This window comes from Streptococcus sp. 17.1, from assembly GCF_016648655.1.
In the GTDB taxonomy this organism is placed as follows: Bacteria; Bacillota; Bacilli; order Lactobacillales; family Streptococcaceae; genus Streptococcus; species Streptococcus salivarius_E.
The window spans coordinates 1-17,659 of record NZ_JACLQM010000007.1 but is presented as its reverse complement, the minus strand read 5'-3'; the positions used below and the strand labels follow the sequence as shown (position 1 = coordinate 17,659).

The 17,659-nt window shown below is 39.8% G+C and carries 19 protein-coding genes and 1 pseudogene; 13 read left to right on the top strand and 7 right to left on the bottom strand.

Annotated elements, in window-relative coordinates; translation table 11 throughout:
* Positions 1-34 precede the first annotated feature (34 nt).
* The gene (locus H7T99_RS05585) at positions 35-580 is read right to left on the bottom strand and encodes a hypothetical protein (protein ID WP_037603894.1); all 546 of its coding nucleotides are present in this window, start codon (positions 578-580) and stop codon (positions 35-37) included.
* Between the two features lie 52 nt (positions 581-632).
* Positions 633-2,123, bottom strand: a complete 1,491-nt coding sequence (gene lysS / locus H7T99_RS05580; RefSeq protein ID WP_037603892.1) for a lysine--tRNA ligase — start codon at positions 2,121-2,123, stop codon at positions 633-635.
* Between the two features lie 227 nt (positions 2,124-2,350).
* Between lysS and H7T99_RS05575 the strand changes: the two genes are divergently transcribed.
* From H7T99_RS05575 to H7T99_RS05560, 4 genes are all read left to right on the top strand, one after another.
* Positions 2,351-3,658, top strand: a complete 1,308-nt coding sequence (locus H7T99_RS05575) for a LysM peptidoglycan-binding domain-containing protein (protein ID WP_037603890.1) — start codon at positions 2,351-2,353, stop codon at positions 3,656-3,658.
* A 13-nt stretch (positions 3,659-3,671) separates the two neighbouring features.
* On the top strand, positions 3,672-4,151 hold the full coding sequence (locus tag H7T99_RS05570) for a hypothetical protein (RefSeq protein ID WP_002885961.1): 480 nt from the start codon (positions 3,672-3,674) through the stop codon (positions 4,149-4,151).
* A gap of 319 nt (positions 4,152-4,470) precedes the next feature.
* The gene (locus tag H7T99_RS05565; protein WP_037600396.1) at positions 4,471-5,373 is read left to right on the top strand and encodes an HAD family hydrolase; all 903 of its coding nucleotides are present in this window, start codon (positions 4,471-4,473) and stop codon (positions 5,371-5,373) included.
* A 57-nt stretch (positions 5,374-5,430) separates the two neighbouring features.
* Positions 5,431-5,850, top strand: coding sequence for a hypothetical protein (locus tag H7T99_RS05560; RefSeq protein WP_037603869.1), 420 nt, complete (start codon positions 5,431-5,433; stop codon positions 5,848-5,850).
* A 99-nt stretch (positions 5,851-5,949) separates the two neighbouring features.
* Here the strand turns inward: H7T99_RS05560 and H7T99_RS05555 are convergent, their stop codons facing one another.
* From H7T99_RS05555 to H7T99_RS05540, 4 genes are all read right to left on the bottom strand, one after another.
* Positions 5,950-6,588 (bottom strand): histidine phosphatase family protein, encoded by a 639-nt coding sequence (locus tag H7T99_RS05555; RefSeq protein ID WP_014634220.1) that lies wholly within the window; start codon positions 6,586-6,588, stop codon positions 5,950-5,952.
* Between the two features lie 2 nt (positions 6,589-6,590).
* On the bottom strand, positions 6,591-7,064 hold the full coding sequence (locus H7T99_RS05550; protein ID WP_014634221.1) for an aminoacyl-tRNA deacylase: 474 nt from the start codon (positions 7,062-7,064) through the stop codon (positions 6,591-6,593).
* Positions 7,065-7,176: 112 nt separating this feature from the next.
* Entirely contained in the window at positions 7,177-8,079 is a 903-nt protein-coding gene (locus tag H7T99_RS05545; RefSeq protein ID WP_037600402.1) for a glycoside hydrolase family 25 protein, read from the bottom strand.
* Positions 8,080-8,269: 190 nt separating this feature from the next.
* The gene (locus tag H7T99_RS05540) at positions 8,270-8,659 is read right to left on the bottom strand and encodes a hypothetical protein (RefSeq protein WP_021144402.1); all 390 of its coding nucleotides are present in this window, start codon (positions 8,657-8,659) and stop codon (positions 8,270-8,272) included.
* Positions 8,660-8,810: 151 nt separating this feature from the next.
* Between H7T99_RS05540 and H7T99_RS05535 the strand changes: the two genes are divergently transcribed.
* Positions 8,811-9,653, top strand: a complete 843-nt coding sequence (locus tag H7T99_RS05535; protein WP_037603860.1) for a Cof-type HAD-IIB family hydrolase — start codon at positions 8,811-8,813, stop codon at positions 9,651-9,653.
* A gap of 37 nt (positions 9,654-9,690) precedes the next feature.
* Here the strand turns inward: H7T99_RS05535 and H7T99_RS05530 are convergent, their stop codons facing one another.
* Entirely contained in the window at positions 9,691-10,317 is a 627-nt protein-coding gene (locus tag H7T99_RS05530) for a Pr6Pr family membrane protein (protein ID WP_002890606.1), read from the bottom strand.
* Between the two features lie 110 nt (positions 10,318-10,427).
* Here H7T99_RS05530 and H7T99_RS05525 point away from each other — a divergent pair, with 110 nt between their 5' ends.
* The 8 genes and pseudogenes from H7T99_RS05525 to H7T99_RS05495 form a co-directional block, all read left to right on the top strand.
* Positions 10,428-11,585, top strand: a complete 1,158-nt coding sequence (locus tag H7T99_RS05525; RefSeq protein WP_037603858.1) for an Mbeg1-like protein — start codon at positions 10,428-10,430, stop codon at positions 11,583-11,585.
* Between the two features lie 31 nt (positions 11,586-11,616).
* A complete protein-coding gene (locus H7T99_RS05520) occupies positions 11,617-12,381 on the top strand; it encodes an SDR family NAD(P)-dependent oxidoreductase (protein WP_037603855.1) in 765 nt (254 codons plus the stop codon).
* A 12-nt stretch (positions 12,382-12,393) separates the two neighbouring features.
* Positions 12,394-12,516, top strand: a complete 123-nt coding sequence (locus H7T99_RS10585) for a hypothetical protein (RefSeq protein ID WP_260313827.1) — start codon at positions 12,394-12,396, stop codon at positions 12,514-12,516.
* Between the two features lie 126 nt (positions 12,517-12,642).
* Complete coding sequence (locus H7T99_RS05515) at positions 12,643-15,633, top strand: type I restriction endonuclease subunit R (RefSeq protein WP_037603853.1); 2,991 nt, start codon at positions 12,643-12,645, stop codon at positions 15,631-15,633.
* 14 nt (positions 15,634-15,647) lie between these two features.
* Positions 15,648-15,830: a hypothetical protein gene (locus H7T99_RS05510; protein WP_037603851.1), complete on the top strand. Its 183-nt coding sequence runs from the start codon at positions 15,648-15,650 to the stop codon at positions 15,828-15,830.
* Positions 15,831-15,847: 17 nt separating this feature from the next.
* Positions 15,848-16,405 carry a hypothetical protein gene (locus H7T99_RS05505; RefSeq protein ID WP_037603849.1) on the top strand — a complete coding sequence of 186 codons (558 nt, stop codon included), beginning with the start codon at positions 15,848-15,850 and terminating at the stop codon, positions 16,403-16,405.
* Entirely contained in the window at positions 16,402-16,638 is a 237-nt protein-coding gene (locus tag H7T99_RS05500) for an ABC-three component system middle component 6 (RefSeq protein ID WP_037603848.1), read from the top strand. The genes H7T99_RS05505 and H7T99_RS05500 overlap by 4 nt, the downstream gene beginning before the upstream one ends.
* Positions 16,628-17,659, top strand: a pseudogene (locus H7T99_RS05495) (hypothetical protein); the annotation flags it as partial. The gene H7T99_RS05500 and the pseudogene H7T99_RS05495, both read left to right, overlap by 11 nt.

The window sequence follows — 17,659 nt, the reverse complement described above, 5'->3', positions numbered from 1 at the left end:
TGCTTCTCTCGATTGAGGGAAGCGTTTTTAAATATTATCCGATGTAAGTCTTATATTGACTGAATATCTCGTCAATATCATCTTCAACCGAGTGATAGATTTCCCAACTAAATTCAGTTCTAGCAATATCATCAACCAGAACTGTATAACAGAAATCCATATAATCTTCATAAAAATCAGAGATGAAGGGGAGGAGTGTGTCACTAATATCAGATGAATAGAGTTTTTCATCAAGATGTTTAAAGAGATAGTCTGTACCCATAATCGTTTCATTCTTGAGTTTTTGTGCATCCTCAAGGTTAAATCCATCGCTTTTAGGATTCAGAAAATCATGTTTTGCTAGCCAGGCGACGAAGATACTGAGATGAAAAGCAGCTCTTTTACTAATCTCTAGCATATCTGATTTGCTTAGTTTTTCTGACGGGATATTATTTTCTTCACAATAGAATACAAGTGCATGATCGAAAAAATAATCTGCGCGGTCTATGGGAAAGTCTAATTGACTTTCTTCGATCTTTGTCTCAGGCTGTTCAACTACAGTTGATTTTTTCTTAAAAAGGGACTTCAGTTTTCTAATCACGTTTATACCTCATATAAAAATATCCCATTATTCAAATAATGGGATATGATTATTATTTCATCGTTGGGAACAACAAGACATCACGGATAGTTGTTGTATCAGTGAGGAGCATGCAGAGACGGTCGATACCGATTCCGAGTCCCCCTGTTGGTGGCATACCGTATTCGAGGGCTTCAACGTAGTCGTAGTCGATGCCTGTTGCTTCGTCGTCCCCGAGTTCTTTAGCAGCAGCTTGTGCTTCGAAACGTGACAATTGATCGATTGGGTCGTTCAATTCGGTGAAGGCATTTCCGTACTCTTTAGTCATGATGAAGAGTTCGAAACGGTCAGTGAAGCGAGGGTCTTCTGGGTTTTTCTTAGCCAATGGAGACACAGCAACTGGGTGACCGTAAACGAATGTTGGTTGAATCAATGTTTCTTCAACGAATTCTTCGAAGAAGGCGTTGATGATGTGACCAACTTCAGTGTAGTGTTTTTCAACTGGAACATTCTTTTCTGCAGCAATAGCTTTGGCTTCATCCAAAGTCATGTCTTGCCAGAAGTCAACGCCAGTGATTTCCTTGATAGCGTCAACCATGTGGATGCGTTTGAATGGTTCGTTGATCTTGATTTCAGTTCCTTGGTAGTTGATAGGTCCGTCACCTTTAACAGCTTTAGCAGCGTGTTGGATGATACCTTCAGTCAAGTTCATGATATCGTGGAAGTCAGCGTAAGCTTGGTAAACTTCAATAGATGTGAACTCAGGGTTGTGAGTAGCATCCATACCTTCGTTACGGAAGATACGTCCGATTTCGTAAACGCGTTCCATACCACCAACGATGAGACGTTTGAGGTGGAGTTCAGTCGCGATACGAAGCACCATGTCGATGTTTTGAGCATTGTGGTGAGTGATGAAAGGTTTAGCAGCAGCACCACCAGCTTCGTTGTGAAGAACAGGTGTTTCTACTTCAAGGAAACCTTGAGCATCAAGGTAGCGACGGATTTCAGAAATGATTTTTGAACGTGTGACAAAGCGGTCAAAACTGTCACGGTTAGAAATCAAATCGAGGTAACGTTTACGGTAGATTGTTTCAACGTCTGAAAGTCCGTGGAATTTCTCAGGCAATGGACGAAGGGCTTTAGACAAGTGAGTGATATGAGTAGCCTTGATAGAAAGTTCTCCCATATCTGTTCGCATAACTTCACCTTCGACACCGAGGAAGTCACCAAGGTCAGCTTTCTTGAAGATTTCGTAGTTTTCTTCACCGACAGCATCTTTACGCACGTAGATTTGGATTTGACCATCGCGGTCTTGGATGTGGGCGAAGCCAACTTTACCTTTACCACGTTTAGTCATCAAACGACCTGCGATAGTAGCAGTTTCGTTGATTTCGTGCAATTCTTCTTTTGTTTTGTCAGCGTATTTTTCTTTTAATTGACCAGATGTAGCTGTGCGTTCGAATCGCTTACCAAAAGGATCGATTCCTTGTTCAGCCAAGGCCGCCATTTTTTCACGACGGACAATCTGTTGATCGTTCAATTCTTCCATGTGTTGATTTGACATGTTAGTCCTCCATAAAATAGTCGTAATTATTGTATCATAAATCACCTTCTAAAGATAGGACAAATGATTAAATGTCAGATAAATAAAGCTAGGATTTGTCTATTTTTAGTACAAATTGTAAACTAGCATTAACCTTTGATTAGAAAGTTATAGAATTTATTGACAAATATAATAAAAAGGGTGTACAATAGCAAAGTAAGTTTCGTATGATATAAGGAGGAAATACGATGAAAAAGAAAAATTATGTTAGTAAAGCCGTGATGCTTGGCGCTTTACTAGCACCTATTGGGATGCCTACGGTATCTGTGTTAGCAGATAGCTTTTATCAAAATCAAACGAGTGCTCACGCTGCTGATATTACAAACTGGATTGCCAGCACACCTGAACAAATTACAAATAATTTGACAACTCAGAATATCAATCCACAGCAGTTAGATGGCCAACAGTACGTGATTCAATGGGGAGATACCTTGTGGGGAATCTCTCAAGCGACTGGAATTTCTATTGAAAAATTAGCCTACGATAACAATATTCAGAACATTGATCTTATCTTCGCAGGTGATGTCCTCATCTTGAAACGTGATGGTGATGTCCCAGCAGGTTACCATGTGACTGGTAATGGTTACCGTTGTGCACATTCTAAGATTGTTATCAACAACTACTACGGTGATAACAACCGAGTGATTATCAATAATAGCACTTTTGTCTCTGATGACCATTCTAAGAATACAGTGATTTACGCTCCAGATAATTCTGACAATAGCGTTTCATTCTCAAATAATACGACTAACAATAATAACGATAAAGACAAAGATACTAAAGAGTCTAAAGATGGCAAGGATTCATCTTCGACATCATCAGAATCTAAAGATGCTTCATCAAGTTCAACAAGTGGATCATCATCATCTTCATCAAGCTCAACAGCAAGCAGTAGTGAAAGTAAGGCAAGTACAGAAAGTTCTAAGGAAAAAGAACTGACTGATGATGCTTTCCAAGACAAGGTTCAAAGTGAATTCAAACAAGTCTATCAACAAAACCACTCAGGTAGTCCTGCATGGACTTTCTTCTCACATGCAGATGATAAGACTGGTGTAAATGCTACAGCTAAGAAGGACACTGAAAGCAAAGCTCTTTACCTTCAAGGTGAAACGCCTAAGGCTCAAGACATTGTAGATGGACCTAAAGATGGTGCCAAAACGGAAGCCAATGCCAAAGCCCTCGCTCAAAAGATTTTTGATGCTCTTAACAGTGATAGTAAGCTGTCAGATCTTATCAAGGCAAAATATGCTCAAATTCAGGTAAGTTATAAGGGCGATAAGTGGGCTTTCAACGTTGATGTTTACAAAGAAAAAGAAAGTTCATCATCAAGCACTGAAAAATCATCTGAATCTAAGGCGTCATCAAGTGATGATTCTCAAACAGAAACACGCATGAGTTCAAGTTCATCAAGCCTTGAACGCTCTTCATCAAGTTCTTCAAGCCACACTGAAACAGACTCAGAGGCAACTTTCTCTGACCTAACTGGTGACGAATAGAGAGGGGCAAGACATGTCAAAGAGAAATATCATTATTAGTGTTGTTCTTGCTTGTCTCTTGGTTACGGGAGCTGGATTTGGTGCTTTCTATTACTGGGGAACACACCATTTAGATAGTGTTGTACCTGGTAAGGTTTACCAATACTCAAGTACTCTAAACGGTGAGGTTAATAATCGTGTGATGTATGTAGCCTTCCAAGAGGGTGGTAATAAGGCGCTTGTGAGTCAGGATCGTACGACAGTGGTTAATGCTGCTAAGAGTCAGACTGATTTTGACAAGGCCTATAATGACCAAACAGCTAAGTGGGAATACAGTGTGACAAAAACTACTTTGACTCTTGGTAAAAAAGAGGATGATCAATTGTCACAATGGCAGTACAACAAGGTCTTTGCTTATGGTGACCACTTCACTTCAAAGGATTTCTATTACCAGATTGCTAAAGGTGGTCAGGGTGAAGTCAAACAAAAAATGACCTTTAAAGAAATTAAATAAGCGTCTAAATATGACAAGATGCATTAGGTTTGGGACAAATTGTTCCAAACCTTTTTCTATCTTCAAAACGCGAATAATCTTTCCTTAAGTGGGGTCGAAAATTGAAAAGAAAGGGCAAAAACGGTATAATAAGACTGTTTGGGCAATTGCATTCTGAAAAAAAACAGACGAGTAAGATTGCCCCAAGACAGTTGACTTAAAGCTTACTTTGGCAAGACTGAAGATTAAATTAAGAGCTGACTCATGTAGTAGTTTAGTTGTTAGTTTCCTAATTTATCTAAGTCTCTGACAAGAGAATGATATAAGAAAGAACGGACAGATGATTACTTCTATTGTTTTTGACGTTGACGATACTATTTATGACCAACAGGCACCTTATCGTATTGCCATGGAAAAATGTTTCCCTGACTTTGATATGAGCCACATGAATCAAGCCTACATTCGTTTCCGCCACTATTCTGATGTTGGTTTTCCACGTGTAATGGCCGGTGAGTGGACAACTGAGTATTTCCGTTTTTGGCGCTGTAAAGAGACCCTTTTGGAGTTTGGCTACCGTGAAATTGATGAAGAAACGGGTAACCATTTCCAAGAGGTTTACGAGCATGAGTTGGAGAATATCACCATGCTTGATGAGATGCGCATGACACTTGATTTTCTCAAGGAAAAAAATGTTCCTATGGGTATTATTACCAATGGACCAACAGAGCACCAACTTAAGAAAGTCAAGAAGTTGGGACTTTATGATTATGTGGACCCTAAGCGTGTCATCGTCAGTCAAGCGACAGGTTTCCAAAAGCCTGAGAAGGAAATCTTCAACCTTGCAGCTGAGCAATTTGATATGAATCCATCGACGACGCTCTACGTTGGAGATTCTTATGACAATGATGTCATGGGTGCCTTCAATGGTGGCTGGCATTCTATGTGGTTTAACCACCGTGGACGTAGCCTCAAACCAGGTACTAAGCCAGTCTTCGACTTGGAAATCGACAATTTTGAGCAACTCTTTGGAGCGGTAAAAGTCCTTTTCGACCTTCCAAATAACAAATATATCTTTGATATCAATGATAATGAAAATCCAGTCCTTCAACTAGGTATCAATAATGGTCTTATGATGGCGGCTGAACGTCTTCTTGAGAGCAATATGAGTATTGATAAAGTGGTTATCCTTCTTCGTTTGAATGCGAACCAGGAAAAAATCCTTCGTATGAAATATGGAAGATAATAGAGCGGCCTCGTATGGCCGTTTTATTGTCTAGAACGTGAGATAAGGAGTTTGAAAATGGTAGAAATCAACAACTTAAAACATGATATTGAAGCACTAAGTGCTGAACGTGATGCTTTGAGAAAAGAGGTAGAAGCACTCGAAGCCAAACGTGACGATCTCTTCGAAGGTGTTAGAGATGCAGAGCAGATGAAGGGCGTTGCTTGGGATTCCTATTATGCATTAGTGGACCACCTTAATGCTGAGGAAAAGCAAAGAGGGTTTGCTAACAACTATTGGGAACATGTCCATAGAACTGCCAAAATAGACGTGGAATTTATCTTGAGTCGTGGTCTTCGTTTTAAGCGTTTATTGTCTGAAGGACAGTATGATCTTGTCTCACAGGAACTAGACGATTTTGAAAATGAACTAGAGGACTTGGCCCGAGACTTTGGTGTCGAATTAAATCGTTTGCCAGATGAACCGAAGTGGAAATAATGGAAGTGAAGCTCTTAAAGTAATAGATTTAAGGGCTTTTTGACTGCAAAAAAGCGACCCTTGTTCAGGATCGCTTGTCTTATGAAGTCAGTCGATGATTTAGCTGATCTTGTTTTGTTCATCCATATAAGATGTATCATTCCAACATTTGAGAGTGAAGTGCTCGAAATCATTGGTTTCGAGAATAGTGACAGAAGCATTGTCAAGACCTCCTGCCTTACGAAGAAGACCCGGTTCAAAACCAAGGAGGGTACGGATAGAAGCTGTTAGGTTAGCTCCGTGACCAACAATGAGGACATTTTTAGCATCACTATCTTTAAGTGTTTTGACAAATTCGGCCACACGTTTGGTTGTCTGGTAAACAGATTCAGCTTGGAAGTCATTAGCACGGAAGTTGGCTAGGTTATGACGGAAGGCATCCATTTCTTTTGGATAGATGGCCTGAACGAGTGAAATTTTTTGTCCTTCCAGTTTGCCAAGCTGCCATTCACGCAAAGCTTTAGTGTAGGTAACTTTAGCTTTAGGTTTTTGAGACTCCATGATGAGCTCTGTAGTTTTTTTAGCACGTGGTAGGTCACTTGAGAAGACCAAGTCAAAATGAGTGTCACTAAGATAGTGACCTAGCTCACGTACTTGTTCAACAGATTCTTTAAGCAAAGGCGAGTCTCCCTTGGCGCCTTGAAGTCGGCCTTCCAAGTTCCACTCAGTTTTACCGTGACGTACAAAATACAGTTTCATGATTACTCCTTAATATCAGCAAATTCAGCATTAACAAAATCAGCAAGTTCTTGACTATTGATACGGATAGAGCGCCCAATTTCTCCCGCTGAGACAATAAGGAAACCAGCTTCTTGGGCAGACTGATCGATGTAAATAGGGAAATTGTGTTTTTGGCGAATTCCCACTGGGTTGTTGGCTCCGTGAACATAGCCAGTCGTTTTTTGGAGATCCTTTTGTGGAATCATTTGAACTTTCTTGTTCCCTGAAATTTTAGCTAATTTCTTTTCAGACAGGTGCTCGGTGATAGGGACGATGCCGATGACTGGTCCTGTCTTATCTCCCTTAAGGGCGAGGGTTTTATAAATGCTCTCACGTGCCACATCTTCTGGAAGCTCTCCTTCTAAACCATTGAAGGATAAGCTATCATGGTCAATTTTAGCTTTATCAAGAATTTGGTCAACCAAGGTTTTCTTGACTTTGCCTTTCTTAGCCATTGTCATATCTCCTTTTAAAGTTATACATTTCTACCATCCATTATAACACATTCGTCCGAACACGCCTAAACCAATTTGACAAGAAGAAAACCAGTGCCTTAGACACTGGTTTTTACTGACTACTAGATGAACTTGTCGAAGTAGTCTTCTTATTTTTAGTTGGTTTTTGCTTAATCTTACCAAAGAGTTTTTCAAAGGTTTTACGTTTGTTTTTCTCTGGATTGATTTGGTTAAGATCTAGGATGTTGTCGAAACCTGGAAGGCTTCCTTGAGACGTATACTGGTGAAGGTCATAGTCGATTTCAGTGTTTGGTAAAGCCTCGTAATAACCAGAATCGGTACCGTAGGCTGGAATCCAAACAGCGTCGAAGTTTTTAGTTGAAACTTCTTGCTCGAGCATGAAATAAGCACCAATATAGAGACCAACATTTTCAGCTCCAAGTCGTTTGAGCTCAGCGAGAAAGGCTTGGACACCTTGCTCCATGTTAGACATGGTTTCCTCTTCGACGTCAATCCAGTAATAAGTCGGTTTGTATGGAGAAGCATTTTTGTAGAAAATACGAGCTTCTTCCTTCATCTCCTTGACAGAAGTACCTTGAGCGTAGGAATAGACGGCAACTGGAACGTCACGTTTTTTGAGTTCTTTAATATGTGTTTTAAAAGATTTGTCGACCCCATTCGAACTAGCGGCATTGCTATCCTTACTAATCAGTGATCCACCGAAGACGCGGACGATAGCACCAGAAATATGATTTGACAAGACATCGTAATCGATATCCTGAGGTAGTTGCCACCCTGAAAGGTCGATAATGGGATTGAGTATCAGCTCCTCGTCGGAACTGCTAGATGTACTACTGGTTGTTGTTTTTGGTGTAGTAGCATAAGGAATAGCAGATTTCACGTTTTGAAGATGCGCCTGTTGTTTGGACGTATTGTGAATATTTGCAATAACTAATGCTAATCCTAAAAGAGCTAGAACCACGTAAACAACGATCGGTTTTATTCTTTTTCTCATTACTCCCATTCTACCTTAAATAGCGCAAAAATGCAAAATAGAATGTTTATAAATTCTGTGAGAGATATTAAAGTGACTGATTTCCAAAAAGCCTTTGTAGTGCTGACTTAGGCACATTTTATGAATAAAGGTGTTTTGAGCTATCCTTGAATTAAGTGAATTTTTCATTTATTAAAGCAAGAAATTTAGCTTAAAAGTCAGTTTCCTCCTTGAAACTAGCGCCACTAGTGGCATCAGACCAGGCGACAAGAGCTTGAGCAGAGTTATCCAGATAGGTCTTGAGAGGTTGCTTCAAATCATAAATGGTTTCCCAAAATCCTAGTACCTTTCCTTCGTTGTCGATAGCAGCTTGGTAGGTTTGGATGAGGACTTGATCAAAACTGTCTGTTGGAATCTGATAACTTCTTTCTTTGGTAGGAGAGGCTAGCACTTCAGACATGATCCAATCAGGCAGATTTTCAGACTCACGGGGGAAGAAACTACCGTCAGCGCCACCATTGTCATAGAGAAAGTTTCCTTGGGCATCATAGGCTGCTAATTTATAGGGCAGGTGATTCAGTAGTGTTTTTAAATCATTCATACTTTCATCATAGCTTCTTTCATGCAAAATGGCAATGCATTGGATTGGAGACAATACTATCGTAGGATAGTATCAGTTTGTCCAAGGATAGTAGTATCTCCTGTAGCAGTATCAGGGTATAATAAAGTAAAAGAAGACTCGAGGTGAAAACATGTCAAAACTTATTTTTTTAGATGTTGATGGGACCTTGGTGGATTATCATAACCGCATTCCAGAATCAGCAATCAAGGCTATTCGTCAGGCCCGTGAAAAGGGCAATCTGGTCTATGTTTGTACTGGTCGTAGTAAGGCAGAAATGCAGCCAGAATTATGGGAAATTGGCTTGGATAGGATGATTGGTGGTAATGGCTCTTATGTAGAGCATCATGGCCAAGTCCTCATGCATGAGCTGATTTCTAAGGAAGATGCGGCTAAGATTGTGGATTGGTTGACCCAACGTCATCTAGCTTTTTATCTTGAGAGTAATAACGGTCTCTTTGCCAGTCCTGATTTTCGGGAGCGGGCACGTGAGACGCTTAAGACTTACGCTATTCAAAAGGGGCAATCTGTAGCGTCTGTTGAGGGGAAAGAACCAGAAGATTTTCTTCATGGCCTTCAGTATGGTAGAGAACTCTACCGTGATGACCTAAACAAGGTCAGTTTCGTTTTAGAATCCTATCAGGACCATTTAGATTCAAAAGAAGCTTTTCCACAGCTTGAAGCCCATACTTGGGGAGGTCGAGGTGAAACAGCCTTGTTTGGTGATCTAGGTGTTAAGGATATTAACAAGGCCAATGCCATCGATGTCCTTTTGGAACATTTGGGGGCTGAGCGTTCGGAGACCATTGCTTTTGGTGATGCCAAGATTGATATCCCTATGTTGGAATACTGTGAGATTGGTGTTGCCATGGGAAATGGTGGTCCAGAAATCTTGGCTATGGCAGACCTAGTCACAGACGATGTTGAAGCTGATGGCTTGTACAAAGCTTTTGATAAATTGGGCTTGTTGCAATAGAAAAAACTGAGTTCCTTTTTGGAGCCCAGTTTGTATTTTATGCTGGTTTACGACCGATAAATTTTTTCAAGAGATATAAGAGATAGCCAACAGCGATATACCCAGCACTGATGACCAGGACGTTTACCAAGACCTTGTTCCAACCAAATTTATTAACATTGATAAAGAAGTAGGCGAAGGGGCTATCTTTGGCACCTGGAATTGGGAGTTTTAGCACCAAGCCATTTAGAAGGGCAAAGGCAAAGTAAGACAGAGGGACCACGGACCAGTAAATTGGCTCACGTAGACGGTAGGCTTTCTTAGCATCGAAAATAAGGGTATCAAGCACCAACCCCCAAGGGACAATATAGTGGACCAAGAAGTTGCGGAGGGTCCAGAATTTCTCAGGTTCTGTAATAGGAGCCAAGAGGATGTGATAGATGACTCCAGTGATGAGGATGGCCATGGTTACGCCACCCTTGTAACGCAAGAGTTTTGTGTTAGTCGTCGCATCCCCTTTTTTGAAGTCATAGATGATAAAGAAAATCAAACTAGAAAAGACGAGGATATTGGACAAAACGGTGTAGTAGAGCAACATGCCCCAACCATCGTCATGGATTTGGATAGAGACTCCTACCAGTCCACAAAGAGCTAGTAAGATACGGTAAAATCGTGAAATAGTCATAAGTTTCCTTTTCTTAATAAATAATCCTTCTTATCATATCACATTTTTCACTAACAATTTTTTGAAAATTCTAGTAAAATCAAAGTAAGAAAGACTTCAAGGAGATTACTATGTCCAATCTAATCGATTATCTTGAAAAGGTTAAGGATATGCCTTTTGACCAAGAACCACTTAATATCTTGGATAAAGTTTGCATCAATGAAATTGGCTACCTGACTTATGAAAAATACCTCACAGCAAGTGATTTACAGAAAACCTTCAATTTACATGACTATGCCGAGGGTAAAGAGCTAAATCCTGAGTATACCTTCATGGTGACTAAGGAACGGGTAGATTTGGCTGAAGCCATGGTCAGGTCGAAGCGTTTCGCTAGACTTAATCTAAGTGACTACTGTAGTGTCTTGGACAAGGAAGTCGAAAAGCAGTTTGCAGCCATGATTTTTAGCCTGCCTGAACTGGACTACCAGCAGATTGTTTTTCGTGGGACAGATGATAGCGTCATTGGCTGGAAGGAGGATTTTCAGCTGACCTACAGTAGGGAAATTCCAGCCCATCGATCAGCTATTGCCTTTTTGTCTGAGCACTTGCCAAAACTCAGTGGCCATATCGCTGTTTCTGGACATTCCAAGGGTGGTAATCTTGCCCTCTATTCGGCTGTTCAAGGCTCAACTGCTCTACGCGAGCAAATAGCAGAGCTCTTGCTCCTAGATTCACCAGGCTTGATGAAGCCCCTCTTAGAGAAGCCTTCTTACCAAGAGTTAAAAGCCAGGATGACAGTTATTAGACCTCAAGATTCTGTTGTGGGGGTTATGCTCTATTGGGATAGGCCTGCCCAGCTAGTCGCAGCAGAAGGCATTGGATTTGCTCAACATAACGCCTTGACTTGGGAGGTTGATTTAGTGGCAAATGATTTTGTTTATGAGGACCAGCCAACAGAGTTGAGTCAACGTTTGGAAGAAACCTTCCAAGAGTGGATTGAGACCTTGCCCAATCAAGAACTCAAGCAAGTTTGCGATTTGGTTTTTGATACCATCCTTGATTCAGGTATTGAAAGCCTCGATGATATTGGCATCCAAGCCTTGCCACAGATAGGTCAGATGCTGCAAGAATTTGGCAATCTCTCGGACAAACAAAAGAAGGTCTTACAAGACGGTTTCAACCAATTACTCTGGATATTTTGGAAGTCAGGAAATAAAAAATCTACCCTGCCCAAGCTTGAACTTCCTGATTTTATCAAGAAGTTGGGTGAATTGACAAATAACGATTAGGGGCAGCTGGACTATAGGAGTGGAGGATATCATGCCTAAAAACGTACTTATTACAGGAGCAACATCAGGAATTGGCGAAGCAACGGCGCGTGCCTTTGCTAAAGAGGGAGAAAATCTCATCCTAACAGGTCGCCGTGTGGAGCGTCTTCAAGCCTTGAAAGAAGAGCTCCAATCGACCTATCCAGACCAAAAAGTTTGGACTTTTGCACTGGATGTTACCGATATGGACATGGTCAAGGATGTTTGCCAAGCCATTCTCAAAAGTGTGGGGCAAGTCCATGTTTTAGTCAATAATGCAGGCCTGGCACTAGGCCTAACAGCCTATCAAGATTATGAAGAGTGGGATCTACTGACCATGCTCGACACCAATGTCAAGGGCTTGATGATGGTGACACGTCAGATTTTGCCAAGTATGGTTGCTGCTAATGAGGGCCATATCATCAATATGGGCTCTACGGCGGGCATCTATGCCTATGCAGGTGCAGCTGTGTATTCAGCTACAAAGGCCGCAGTGAAAACTTTCAGCGATGGTTTGCGTATTGATACCATTGCCACAGATATCAAGGTGACAACCATTCAGCCCGGTATCGTTGAGACCGACTTTTCACAAGTTCGCTTTCACGGTGACAAGGACAAGGCAGCCAAGGTTTATCAAGGTTTGGAAGCCCTCCAAGCCCAAGATATTGCGGATGCTGTCCTCTATGTCACCAAGCAACCACGACGTGTCCAGATTTCAGAAATGACCATTATGGCTAATCAACAAGCCACAGGGTTTACGATTCATAGGGGGAAGTAAAAAGAGAAACTTATGAAGAATCAAACTAATCCAGCCATTGGCAGTAGCTGGGAAGACTTGCAATCAAAACTCTTTAGCAAGGAAGAAATTGAAGCCAGTCACCAAAGAGTGGAAAAACTCATTCAGAAAAAATGAGTAAATAGATAATAAAAACATGACCTTCGGGACGTGTTTTTTTTGTTTGAATTTTCCCAAAACTATGAAAGAAACCCTGAAAATGCTATAATGTAAGGGATTATGACAATGTTGAAAGGATAAGCCATGCCAGCAGTAACTCCAGAACTTGAGATAGAACGTCAATTAATCGAGCAATTAACCTCTGGTGAGAGCCAGTGGACCTATCGCCCAGACTTAAAAAATGAAGGTCAATTATGGGACAACTTTTTTGAGAAGTTAGCGCAAAATAACGTTGCCCTACTTGCTGACCATCCCTTGACCGAGCAGGAGAAGCGCCAAATCAAGAACCAGCTTAACTTCGTTAACTATTATGAAGCTGCTAAGTGGTTGGCTGGTGAAAATGGTATTGCCAAAGTCGAGGTACAGCGTGAAGATGCTAGCCTTGGGACTATCCGACTCTCTGTCATCTGGCGTGACAATATTGCTGCTGGAAAATCAAGTTACGAAGTGGTCAATCAAGTTGAACGTGACAAGGCCTATCCTCAAGATCAAGACCGTCGTTTAGATACAACCCTGATGATTAATGGCCTTCCTCTTATCCATATCGAGCTCAAGAGTCCTCGTGTGGCTTTTTTGGATGCCTTTCATCAAATCAAAAAGTATGACCGTGAAGGAAAGTTACGTGGCATCTATTCTGCCCTTCAGATGTTTGTTGTGACTAATAAGGTTGATACACGTTATATTGCAGCTGCACGAGAGGATAAGCTTAATAAACAATTCTTGACATCTTGGGTGGATAAAGATAATAAACCCATGACCAGTCTCATGGACTTTGCCCACGAGGTTCTGTCTATTCCACGTGCTCATCAGATGGTGATGCAGTACTCCGTTATTGATGATAGTAAGAAAGCCCTCATCCTCTTACGTCCTTATCAAATCCATGCCATCGAGTCTGTTCAGGATGCCTCTCGCCGTCAGGAATCTGGCTATATCTGGCATACCACGGGTTCTGGTAAGACCCTGACCTCCTACAAGGTGGCTCGCAACCTCTTGCAGATTCCAGCTATCCAAAAGACCATCTTTGTCGTCGACCGTAGGGACCTTGACCAGCAGACGACGTCGTCCTTTCTTTCCTACGCTGCTAATGATGTCATTGACATCGACGAAACGGACAATACTCATGATTTGGTTAAGCGTTTGGCAGGAAATGATAAGCGAGTGATTGTGACGACTATCCAGAAAATCACAACCATGATGCGCAAGTTTGGAGAAGGTAAATACCAAAAGGATTCGGAAAAAATCAAGGACCTCCGTGTGGCTTTCGTTGTGGATGAGTGTCACCGTGCGGTCACACCTCAGACCCAAAAAGATATCAAGGGCTTTTTCCACAATTCGCTCTGGTATGGCTTTACTGGTACACCGATTTTCAAGGAAAATAAACGAAAGCAATTAGGTGATTTGGCACAAACCACCCACCAACAATATGGCGAACGCCTACACGAGTATACGGTCAAAGAAGCCATCCATGACGGAGCAGTTCTGGGATTCAAGGTGGATTATCGAAATACCATTATTTCGCCGATTCCTGAAAAAGATCTTCCTGACTCTGTCTATGAAGATAAAGAACACATGCTAGAAGTCTTGGATGCTATCCTAAACAAAAGTTATCAACAGTTGGGCTTTCCAAATGGTGTGGGCAAGACCTACGAGGCTATCTTAACCGTTAAGTCCATTCCACAAGCTCAGGCTTATTACAATCTGCTCAAGAGTATCAAGGCAGGACACGAACGTGTCAAGGTGTCAGAGCGAGTTAAGCGCGTGCTACTTGACTTTCCAAAGATGACGGTCACTTACTCAGTGTCGGAAAATGAAGAAGAGTCTATCGACTACCAAGACCACATGAAACAGGTCATGGATGACTACAATCAGGAGTTCGGTACCCATTTTAATATGGCTGATTTGCGTGGTTTTAACACGGATATCAATAATCGTTTAGCCAGAAAGTTAGACAAATACATTCCTCGTAATGAGCAGTTGGATTTGGTTATCGTCGTTGACCGTCTTTTGACCGGTTTTGATGCCCCATGTCTATCCACACTCTTTATCGACCGTAAACCTATGCGTCCACAGGATTTGATTCAAGCCTTTAGCCGCACCAACCGTATCTTTGACAGTAAAAAGCGTTATGGCCATATCATCACCTTCCAAAGACCAGAGGCTTTTAAAGAGGCTGTGGATAACGCCCTTAAACTCTACTCAAATGGTGGTGAAAATGATGTCATCGCCCCAGATTGGGAAGAGGAAAAAGCCAACCTCATCCAAGCCTGGATAGACTTTCAAGTAAAAGTGGAAGATGTGGAAAACTATGTCATCACGATTGAGCAGGCCACTAGCCCACAACTCCGTCGCATTGCCAAGGCTTACCAAACCTTTGACAAGTATCTGGCATCTATCCGTGTCTATAGTGAATACGATGAAGCGGCTATCTATGCGGAGACAGGCCTATCAGATGAAAAGCTCGAAACCTATCTAGGAATCTATCAAAATATCCTAGCAGAGCTCAAAAGCCGAGCCGAAGACGATGGTGATCATAATCTCTTTGATATCCACTACGAACTGGAATCCGTCCAAGTCGATGAGATTAACTATGCTTACATCCTGACACTGATTCAAAGTATGATTCAGCAGGAAGAGGATAGTCCACAGGCCCTCAGTGACAGGGATATCGAAACGGTTGATAACTACATCCAGAGCCTGGAACGCACCAATCCTAAACTAGCCGAAATCATCCAAAACCTGTGGAAAGAAGTCCAAGCCAATCCTAAAGATTACCAAGGACAATCTATCACTGGTGTCTTAGACACTATGATTGAAGCCATTATTGACGACCATCTCAAACGCTTTGCTAGAAAATGGTATGTCGGACTCGATGAACTTCGTTACTATGTCCAACACTATCGCAAGGGTGCTAAGAAGCAATCTGGAGAAAGCCAGCTCACCAAGAGCCAACGCTACAAAGACTACAAAGCAGAAACAGCTGATGCCCTCAACCCGCTCAGCTACAAAAAACACATCAAAGAAGCCTACACCAAACTCATCGAAGAGGTCATTGAACCATTGAGAGTGGGGAGGTAGGAGGAGGAAATATTATGGAAACAATCAACACAATTTTAGGTATTATTGCTTCAATTTTTGCAATAATTTCAACTATTATTTCTATAAAAAATTATAATGAAATTAAGGTTATTAAAAATAACCAAATAGAAAATAGAATGTATGTTAATGGAAACGAAAATAATCAAGTTATTGGAAATCAAAATAGCATTAAATAAAAGTAGGTATATTTGTTGTGGAAATTAGAGGTAATAAAAATAATCAGGTAGCTGGAAATAGTAATATAATAAATAATTCTACTAATATTTATGTTGAGGGTTCAAAAACTTTACCACAAACAAAGATGTATAAATTTTTGGAAATTTTTAAAAATCAAGAATTTGAAAATAATACAGATTTTCCATTGGATTTACCTGAGGAGATTGGTAAAAAAATGGAATATAACTGTTCGAAAATATATATAGAGATATTTCGAGATTTATCTGAAGATTATTACAATCTAGACCAAATACTAAAGAATGATTTTGTTGAAAGTGAGAAAGTTATTAAGCAAGTTCGAATTGAGTTTATTACTAATTATGGAGAAGAACCTGATGAAATACATGAATCATTTGGAGATAACGTTTTAAACGAAATAAAATCTAGACTAGCGAAAAAGATATACGATGATCCAAGATACAAAGCAACTCCATTTGATTATGAGGATGTAGAGCAATTTGTAATTGCTCTATTGCAGTGTTGTGTTGCCGATTGTAAAATTTTATATAAACCAAGTATGAAAGATCAAAAATGATTTTATTAGATAAAAATAGTTCACCACATAATACTGTATTTTATTTATCTTCAATAATTTATGGCGTTATGATTGATAAAAATAGAATAGATAGTATACAGTTATATAACGAAGTTAATCAAAAATTGAGTGAAAAGGTTAATTTTACAACCTTTATATTAGCGATAGATTTTTTATTCTTACTAGACATGTTAGATGTAAGTGCTGAGGGAGATATATATAGTGTATATTAAAAGATTGTTTATAAAGAGTTTAAAAACAGAGAGTCTCGTTAGGGAAATTAACTTTCGCAATGGAGTTAATTTTATTGTTGATTCCAGTAATGGATTAAGTCATAATCAAGTCGGAAAAACTACCTTATTGAAGCTAATTGATATAATTTTTGGTGCGAGAGATAGATCAGCTTTATATGATGACAAGGATTTAAAGACTAGAAATGATAAGTTGAAAGCATTTATCGAGAATAATATGATTGCTGCAACAATTGAGTTAGTTGATAATATTGATTTTCCAAAAGAAGTCTATTATCTGACTGTTGAATTATTTGATGGAGGAAAAAGAAAAATTGGAGACACTATATTAAGCTTAAAGAATTATAATAGAGAATTAAATTTGATATTATTTGATAATCAGGCAAATATTCCAACATTTCGTCAGAATATTCAACCGTTTATAAGAGTTTCATTAAATCATGACAATGATCAATTTTTAAAATTTTTGGATCATGGCACCATTAATCAGTATCGAGCAATCTATAATTACCTATTTAATATATCTAATCCTGCATTTGATAAGGAACGAGATAAATTAAAAAAAGAATTAAATATTGTGAAGAAAGCTCAAAAGAAATATATGGAAATCAATGGATTTGATAATTTGAAAACAGCTGAAGAAAACATGCAAAAGCTTTCAAATTATATTAATGAAGTTGAATTGAAAATAGATAATATTGTGAGTAAAGACTATTTTGAAAAAAACATTAAATATATTTTGAAAAATCGAAATGAGTACCAGGCTATAATAGCTCAAATTTATGATTTAGAATATAGAATAGATCGTAACAATGAAATAATTGAGAACCTGAGGACTACTTTTACCAAGCATTTTGATGATGGCCTGTCAAAAGATTTTTTTAATGAAATAAACAATATAGTACCTAAATTAAATAAGACTTTTGGTGAGCTTATTGATTTTAATAACAAATTATTACAGAATAAGATTAATTATTTTAAAGATATTGGAGAAATATTACAT